Origin of the sequence: Rathayibacter sp. PhB152 (assembly GCF_003751395.1) — a bacterium.
Classification (GTDB): Bacteria; Actinomycetota; Actinomycetes; order Actinomycetales; family Microbacteriaceae; genus Rathayibacter; species Rathayibacter festucae.
Map to the genome: position 1 here is coordinate 89,936 of NZ_RJUT01000011.1, position 7,393 is coordinate 97,328.

Genomic DNA, 7,393 nt, shown 5'->3' on the forward strand with positions numbered 1-7,393 from the left:
GACGGCGGGCTGGGCCCCCTCTTCGGAGGAGTGGACAGCCCGCCGCACTCTTTTAACGACTCCTGCGGTTCAACGTCTTCTGGGCCGCGCGGCGCACCGGAGATCCGCGGCGCGCCGAGCGGCGCGGACTCCCGCGCTCAGTCCTCGAGGACGCCCTGCTCGTCGCGCCGGATCTCCACCCAGGCGTCCACCTCGTCGCCCGCGTCGTCCGAGCCGAGAGCGCCGGCACTGCCGTCGCCCGCGGTCCGCAGGCCGACGACCGTCACCGCCGACGGCGAGTCCGCCGACGCCGTGCGCACGACGACGCGGTCGACCCCCTCGCCGATGCCGCCGAGCGCCCGGGCGAGTTCGCGCAGCACCCGCCGACTCTCCTCCTCCGTGGTCCGGTCCAGCCCGCCGTCGTCCAGCACCGACACCGTGACGCCCCGCCGTCGCGCGTCGAGCACCAGGCGGCGGACGTCGTCGTCCAGCAGCCGTCTCCCGCGGATCTCGTCCCGGACGGACGCCTCCAGCAGGGCGCACTCGCGGCGCTCCTCATCCGTGAGGCCCACCGGGCTGGTGGCGATGCGCAGCAGCATCTCCGAGGCGATGGTGCGGGTCTGCTCCAGCCGCACCTCCCGCTCGGAGAGGTGCGCCTCCTCCGCCGCGCGCCACGACGCCGCCGCCCGCTCGGCGGCCTCGAGCACGCGCGCCTCGGAGCCGGCGCGGCCGAGCTCGACGATCAGGAGCTGCGCGATGCCGACCCAGGCGATGCCGCCGACGACGCCGAGTGTCGCGAGGGCGACGGGACCCGCCCAGACCGTCGTGTGCACGATCAGGAACGCCATCCCGGTCCACGCCGCCAGGGGGCGCCGACGGGCGCAGACGATCGTCATCAGCGTGCCGACCGCCGCGATGTACCAGGTGGAGTAGCCGTTGGAGGCACCAGGGTCCAGCGACGGCGAGACGAGCAGCGGCAGCCCCACCGCCACTCCCGCCATCGCCCACGCGGTCACCGCGTTCATCCGCATGGTCGAGCTCGGCAGGAGGGCGATCACGGTGGCGGCGATGTAGACGGCGACGGCCGTCAGATCGGCGGGAGTCGCGGGTGTCAGCCGGTAGGAGAAGAAGGCGAGGACGACGTGGTAGAGCGAGAAGCCCCCGCCCAGCGCGTAGAGCAGCGGGCGCGGGTAGGCGATCACGATCGGCCCTTCGCGGCGGGCCAGAGGACGACGACCCGGGTGCCCTCGCCGGGGACGGTGTCGACGCGCGCCGAGCCCTGCACCTGGTGCACCCGGTCGAGGATCGAGAGCCGGATGCCGAGCCGCTCGCGCGGGACGTCGGCGAGGAGGAAGCCGCGGCCGTCGTCCTCGACGACGACCTCGACGGAGCACGCGGAGAGCTGCCCGCGCACGGAGCGGCGCACGGCGTCGCTCGGACCCGCGTGCTGGACGCTGTTGGTCAGGGCCTGCCAGACCGCGCCGAGGACGGCCTCCGCGACCGGCCGCGGCATCGTCGTCGCCCGCGGGTCGACGTCGACGTCCACGACGACTCCGAACTCCGCCACGAAGGTCGAGGCCGCGTGCGACAGCTGCCGCTCGAGCAGCTCCAGCGGCACCTCCCCCGCATCGAGGTCGGACTCCTCGTCCGGGAGCAGCACCGAGAGCGTCTTCCGCGCCATCGAGGAGACGAGGGCGCGCTCGGCGCCCGACTCCGCCGTCGCCGCGGCGAGCAGGGTCGCGAGCACGTTGTCGTGCACGAGGGCGTCCACTTCGACGCGCTCGACCTCGCCGGCGTGCTGGCGCATCGCGGCCTCGTACTGCTCCATCGCCGTCCGCTGCGCGCGGTCCACCCGGTCCGCCGACTGACGGAGCACGGTGATCAGCACCAGCATCACGAAGCCGACGATGCCGACATAGACGGCGTCGAGGGCGGCACGGGTCGGCGACGCTCCACCGCCCGAGGGGAGGACGCGCAGGACGCCGAACAGCAGCGTGGTGACGGAGGCGTAGACGATCGCCAGGCGCAGCGGCGCGACGATCGTGCAGAAGGCCGTGCCGATGGTCAGCAGGTACCAGATCCACGGCGTCTCCTGGGGGACGGCGTCGGGCCGGATCGTCAGCGGCCAGGTGAGCAGCGCGAGCAGGAGCGACGCGGCGACGACGGCGCCGCTGACCTGCGTCCCGCGGCGGGCGATCGCGGTGACCACCGAGGCGCCGAGCGCGCCGAAGACGAGGACCAGCACGGGCCAGGCGGCCTCGGGCCGCAGGACCGGGAGCTGACCGAGGATGGGCGGCACGGTCTGCAGCGCGAAGCCGAAGCCGAAGAACGAGACGACCGTGCTGATGATCCGGTCGATGCGCTCGCGGTTCGCCGGAGCGCGTGCGGGGACGACCTCAGCGCCCGGCATCGCCGTCGTCCGGATCGATGCCCGGCAGGATGCCGTCCTCGACGGCGCGGCGCAGCAGGTCGACCTTCGTGGGGGCCGGTCGCCCGATCTCGACGTACTTGTCGCGGATCCGGTCGAGGTACTCCTTGGCCGTCGACACCGAGATCTGCAGGCGATCGGCGACGAGCTTGAGCGGCAGGCCGGAGGCGTAGAGGTGCAGCACGTCGCGCTCGCGGCGCCCGAGCACCGCGCGGGCGAAGTCGTCGTCCGCGTCGATCGCCGACGCCCACTCGAGATTGTTCAGGACCTCGCCGCGCGCGACGGTGCGGATGGCAGCGACCACGGTGGACATCGGCGAGGACTTCGGGATCACTCCGGCGGCGCCCGCCGCGAGCGCCTCGCGGACGGCGACCACGCGGTCGGCGATGCTGTGCACCAGGACGGCCGAGCCGCGCACCTGACCCCACTTGACGTTCGCCGTGATGCTCGAGCCGTCGTTCAGGGAGAGGTCGAGGACGAGCACCTCGATCTCCGAGCCGTCGAGGACCTCCTCGAGGGCGCGCACCGTCTCGGCCGCGGCCACCACCTGCATCCCCGCGGCCTCGATGGCGGCGGCGACTCCCAAGCGGACGGACTCGTGGTCGTCCACGATGGCGACCCGCACCTTCGGCGCGGCGGCGGACTCAGCGGTCATCGGCGGTCTCCATCGGGCTCATGCTAGCGACGCGGCGCTCAGCCGTCTCGGCGCACGAGGCGGGCGACGGCCTCCACGTGCGAGGTGTGCGGGAAGAGGTCGAAGCCGTCGAGCCGCTCGAGCTCGTAGCCGCCGGCGGAGAGCGCGCCGACGTCGCGGGCGAGTGCCACGGGATCGCAGGCGACGTAGACCAGCTGCGCGGGCGCGAGTTCGATCAGGGCGTCGGTCACCGCGCGGCCGGCTCCTGCCCGGGGCGGATCGAGGACGACCGTCGCGGCCCGCCAGCGCCCGCGCTCCCGGGCGTCGGCCTGGGCCAATGCGTCGCGGAGGTAGCGGTCGACCCGGGCGGTCACCGCGCGGGCACCGACCTGATCGGCGAGGTTCTCCAGGGCGTGCTCCGTGGCCCGGGCATCGCTCTCCACGCTCGTGACGCGGACGCCGGCGCCGAGGTGGTCGGCGAGCGCTGCGGCGAGCAGCCCGACTCCGCCGTAGAGGTCGTGGTTGGCGGCGCGGACGTCGGCGACGCCGGCGTCGACGGCGGTCTGCACCGCGTCGAAGAGGGTCGCCGCGGCTCCGCGGTGCACCTGCCAGAAGCCGGAGCGGTCGACGCGGAAGGTGCGGTCCGCGACGAATTCGGAGACGACCGTCCGGTCCCTCCGGGCGCGCTTGTCGGACGGATCGTGCACGAGCACGGCCGCGCCGTCCGATCCTGCGGCATCGACGAGATCGACGACGGAGCCGGGTGCGAGGCGCTGGTCGAGCGGAGCCGCGGCCGAGGAGGCAGCGGTCGCGAGCGGCAGTCCCTCCACGTCGACGACGTGGTGGCTGCGCGCGGCGTACGGTCCGACGCGGCCGGAGTCGTCCACGTGCAGTCGGTTCCGCGTGCGCCAGCCGAGGCCGCCGGACTCGTCGTCACCCGCGACCGGGGCGACGACCACGTCGACCTCGCGCCGGGCGAAGCGGGAGAAGGAGTCGACGAGCACCGCGCGCTTGAGCTCGCGCTGGTACTCGAGCGCGGCGTGGCCGAACTCGGCGCCGCCGACGCGCTCCTCGGGCCGGCGGTCGATGCCGGCCTGCGCCCAGACGTGCTCGACGCGGTGCGGCGACGCCTCGAGGACCTCGAGCGCCTCGCCCCGCCAGAAACTGTCGTGCCGGACCTCGCTGACGCGAGCGCGGATCCGCTCGCCGGGGAGCACATCGGGGACGAACACCACGCGGCCCTCGTGCCGGGCGACGAAGACACCGCCGTGAGCCACGTTGCTAATGTCGAGCTCGATCTCGGTCCCGAGTGCTCCGCCGGTCTCCGCGGCCGGGTCGGACGTTCGGGGCGGAGTCTGTGCCATCCGTCGAGCATCCCACAGCGTGGGCCCGATCGCAGGGAGCCCTCGTGCGCCTCCACCTCGCCTCCACCTCCCCCGCCCGCCTGGCGCTGCTGCGAGCCACCGGGATCGAGCCCGTCGTCGTGCCCTCCTCGGTCGACGAGCCGGCCGCCGTCGCCCGGGCCGAGCACGAGCGCGGGGCCGCGCTGGACGCGGACGCGACCGTGTCGCTGCTCGCCCGTGCCAAGGCGACGGCCGTCCTCGGGCCGGACATCGACGGACTCGTCCTCGGCGGCGACTCCGCCTTCGTGCTCGACGGCGTCGTGCACGGCAAGCCGCACGAGCCCGAGCGCGCCCGCGAGCGCTGGCGGGCGCAGCGCGGGCGCACCGGACGCCTGCACTCCGGCCACTGGCTGATCGACCACCGCGGCGGGCGGATCGTCGCCGAGACCGGCGCGGTCACCTCCGCCGCCGTCACCTTCGCCGCGGACATCGAGGACGACGAGATCGACGCCTACGTCGCGACCGGGGAGCCGCTCGAGGTGGCCGGCGCGTTCACGATCGACGGCCGCGGCGCCGGCTTCATCACCGCGATCGAGGGCGACCCGTCGACGGTGATCGGGATGTCCGTGCCGACGCTGCGCTCGCTCGTGCGCGAGCTCGGGGTGTCCTGGCCGTCGCTCTGGAACCGCTGACACCCGGGAACCGCTGACACCGCCCGCTCCTGGCGGCCCTTGTGCGGAACCGACGAAGCGCTCGCCCTTCTTTGTGGTGAGCCGCGCCGGGCATCCGCGGGCCGCCCTCTAGGGTTGGGGACCATGCCAGGTATCACGAAGGTGCTCATCGCCAATCGAGGCGAGATCGCCGTCCGCGTCGTCCGGGCCGCCCGCGACAGCGGCATCGCCTCCGTCGCCGTCTACGCCGACCAGGACCGCGACGCCGTGCACAGCCGCCTCGCCGACGAGGCCTACGCGCTCGGCGGCACGACCAGCGCCGAGACGTACCTCGTCATCGAGAAGCTGCTCTCCGTCGCCCGCCGCTCCGGCGCCGACGCCGTGCACCCCGGCTACGGCTTCCTCGCCGAGAACGCCGACTTCGCCCGCGCCGTCATCGACGCCGGACTGATCTGGATCGGCCCGTCGCCGGAGGCCATCGAGCGCCTCGGCGACAAGGTCTCGGCCCGCCACGTCGCCGAGAAGGTCGGCGCTCCGCTCGCCCCCGGCACCCTCAACCCCGTCTCGGGCGCCGCCGAGGTGCTCGAGTTCGTCGACCAGTTCGGTCTCCCGGTCGCCATTAAGGCGGCCTTCGGCGGCGGCGGCCGCGGCCTCAAGGTCGCCCGCGAGCGCGACGAGGTCGAGGAGATGTTCGCCTCCGCCACCCGCGAGGCGATCGCCGCCTTCGGCCGCGGCGAGTGCTTCGTCGAGAAGTACCTCGACCAGCCGCGCCACGTCGAGACCCAGTGCCTCGCCGACTCGAGCGGGAACGTCGTCGTCGTCTCCACCCGCGACTGCTCGCTGCAGCGCCGGCACCAGAAGCTGGTCGAGGAGGCGCCCGCGCCGTTCCTCACCGACGAGCAGAACACCGAGCTCTACCGCGCCTCGAAGGCGATCCTGCGCGAGGTCGGCTACGTCGGGGCCGGCACCTGCGAGTTCCTGATCGGCAAGGACGGCACCGTCTCCTTCCTCGAGGTGAACACCCGCCTGCAGGTCGAGCACCCCGTCTCCGAGGAGGTCACCGGCATCGACCTCGTCCGCGAGCAGTTCCGCCTCGCCGAGGGCGGCCTGCTCGACTACGAGGACCCGCAGCCGCGTGGCCACTCCTTCGAGTTCCGCATCAACGGCGAGGACGCCGGCCGCGGGTTCCTGCCCGCCCCCGGCCCCGTGCACGTCTTCAAGGCGCCCGGCGGACCGGGCGTCCGCGTCGACTCCGGCGTCGTGGCCGGCGACGTGATCTCCGGCTCGTTCGACTCCCTGCTGGCCAAGCTGATCGTCACCGGCGCCACCCGTGCCGAGGCGCTCGAGCGCTCCCGCCGCGCCCTCGCTGAGTTCGAGGTCACCGGCCTGCCGACCGTGCTGCCGTTCCACCGCGCGATCGTCGAGGACCCGGCCTTCGCCCCCGCCGGCGACGAGCCGTTCTCGATCTACACCCGCTGGATCGAGACCGAGTTCGACAACACCATCGAGGCGTGGAGCGGCGAGCCCGGCGCGATCGACGGACCGGCCGCCCGCCAGAGCGTCGTGGTCGAGGTCGACGGCCGCCGCGTCGAGGTCACCCTGCCGAGCGACCTCGTCGGCTCCGGCCCGTCCCGCGGTCCTGCCGCCGCCGCCCCCAAGCGCCGCGGCTCCGCGTCCGTCAGCACCGTCACCGGCGACTCCGTCACCGCGCCGATGCAGGCCACCATCGTCAAGGTCGCCGTCGCCGAGGGCGACACCGTCGTCACCGGCGACCTCGTCGTCGTCCTCGAGGCCATGAAGATGGAGCAGCCCCTCACCGCCCACAAGGACGGCGTCGTCCGCTCCCTGAACGCGGAGGCGGGCACCACGGTGTCCTCGGGCCACGTGCTGCTGTCCATCTCCTGAGCCGCTCCCCGCGCGGCTCAGCGCGGTCGGCCTGTTGAGGTGGTGCGTTCCGCAGAGCGGGTCGCGTCGCGCTGCCGAGAAACGCTCACACGCGTTTCTCGGTCTAGCGCTCTGCCTGAGGCCGGACCGCTCCGGGCTGCTCCTCAATATGCTGGTCGAGTAGCCGCGCAGCGGCGTATCGAGACCCGCCCTCTCTCAGCAGTCCGGTTGAATGCAGTCTCACCACAGCTGACGCCGCGCCTCGGGCAGCGCCGGATCTCGATACGCGCGCTCCGCGCGCTACTCGATCAGCATGATCTGCCGATGCGCGTCCGCAGGAACCCGCGACGCGGCCGCCCCATGCTGGATGGTCCTATGGATGTCAAGCAGTGAGTCTGGGTGGTCGGAGGTCGGTGGCGAGGTCGTGGAAGACGCGGCGTGCGACGAAGCGCTT

At 73.5% G+C, this 7,393-nt stretch carries 6 protein-coding genes; 2 read left to right on the forward strand and 4 right to left on the reverse strand.

The features are described 5' to 3' along the window. Positions 1-137 precede the first annotated feature (137 nt). From EDF36_RS20030 to EDF36_RS20045, 4 genes are read right to left on the reverse strand one after another with little or no spacing between them, the layout of a single operon-like run. On the reverse strand, positions 138-1,181 hold the full coding sequence (locus EDF36_RS20030; RefSeq protein ID WP_123734360.1) for a hypothetical protein: 1,044 nt from the start codon (positions 1,179-1,181) through the stop codon (positions 138-140). Beyond that, a complete protein-coding gene (locus EDF36_RS20035) occupies positions 1,178-2,389 on the reverse strand; it encodes a sensor histidine kinase (protein ID WP_123734361.1) in 1,212 nt (403 codons plus the stop codon). Before EDF36_RS20035 ends, EDF36_RS20030 begins: the two co-directional genes overlap by 4 nt. After that, entirely contained in the window at positions 2,376-3,062 is a 687-nt protein-coding gene (locus tag EDF36_RS20040; RefSeq protein WP_123702599.1) for a response regulator transcription factor, read from the reverse strand. The genes EDF36_RS20035 and EDF36_RS20040 overlap by 14 nt, the downstream gene beginning before the upstream one ends. A gap of 38 nt (positions 3,063-3,100) precedes the next feature. Then, positions 3,101-4,405 (reverse strand): class I SAM-dependent RNA methyltransferase, encoded by a 1,305-nt coding sequence (locus EDF36_RS20045; protein WP_123734362.1) that lies wholly within the window; start codon positions 4,403-4,405, stop codon positions 3,101-3,103. Positions 4,406-4,449: 44 nt separating this feature from the next. On the opposite strand from EDF36_RS20045, the gene EDF36_RS20050 reads away from it, so the two are divergent. Together EDF36_RS20050 and EDF36_RS20055 are read left to right on the forward strand one after the other, a co-directional pair. After that, positions 4,450-5,076: a nucleoside triphosphate pyrophosphatase gene (locus tag EDF36_RS20050; protein ID WP_123734363.1), complete on the forward strand. Its 627-nt coding sequence runs from the start codon at positions 4,450-4,452 to the stop codon at positions 5,074-5,076. A 123-nt stretch (positions 5,077-5,199) separates the two neighbouring features. Beyond that, the gene (locus EDF36_RS20055; RefSeq protein WP_123702593.1) at positions 5,200-6,960 is read left to right on the forward strand and encodes a biotin carboxylase N-terminal domain-containing protein; all 1,761 of its coding nucleotides are present in this window, start codon (positions 5,200-5,202) and stop codon (positions 6,958-6,960) included. Positions 6,961-7,393 lie beyond the last annotated feature (433 nt).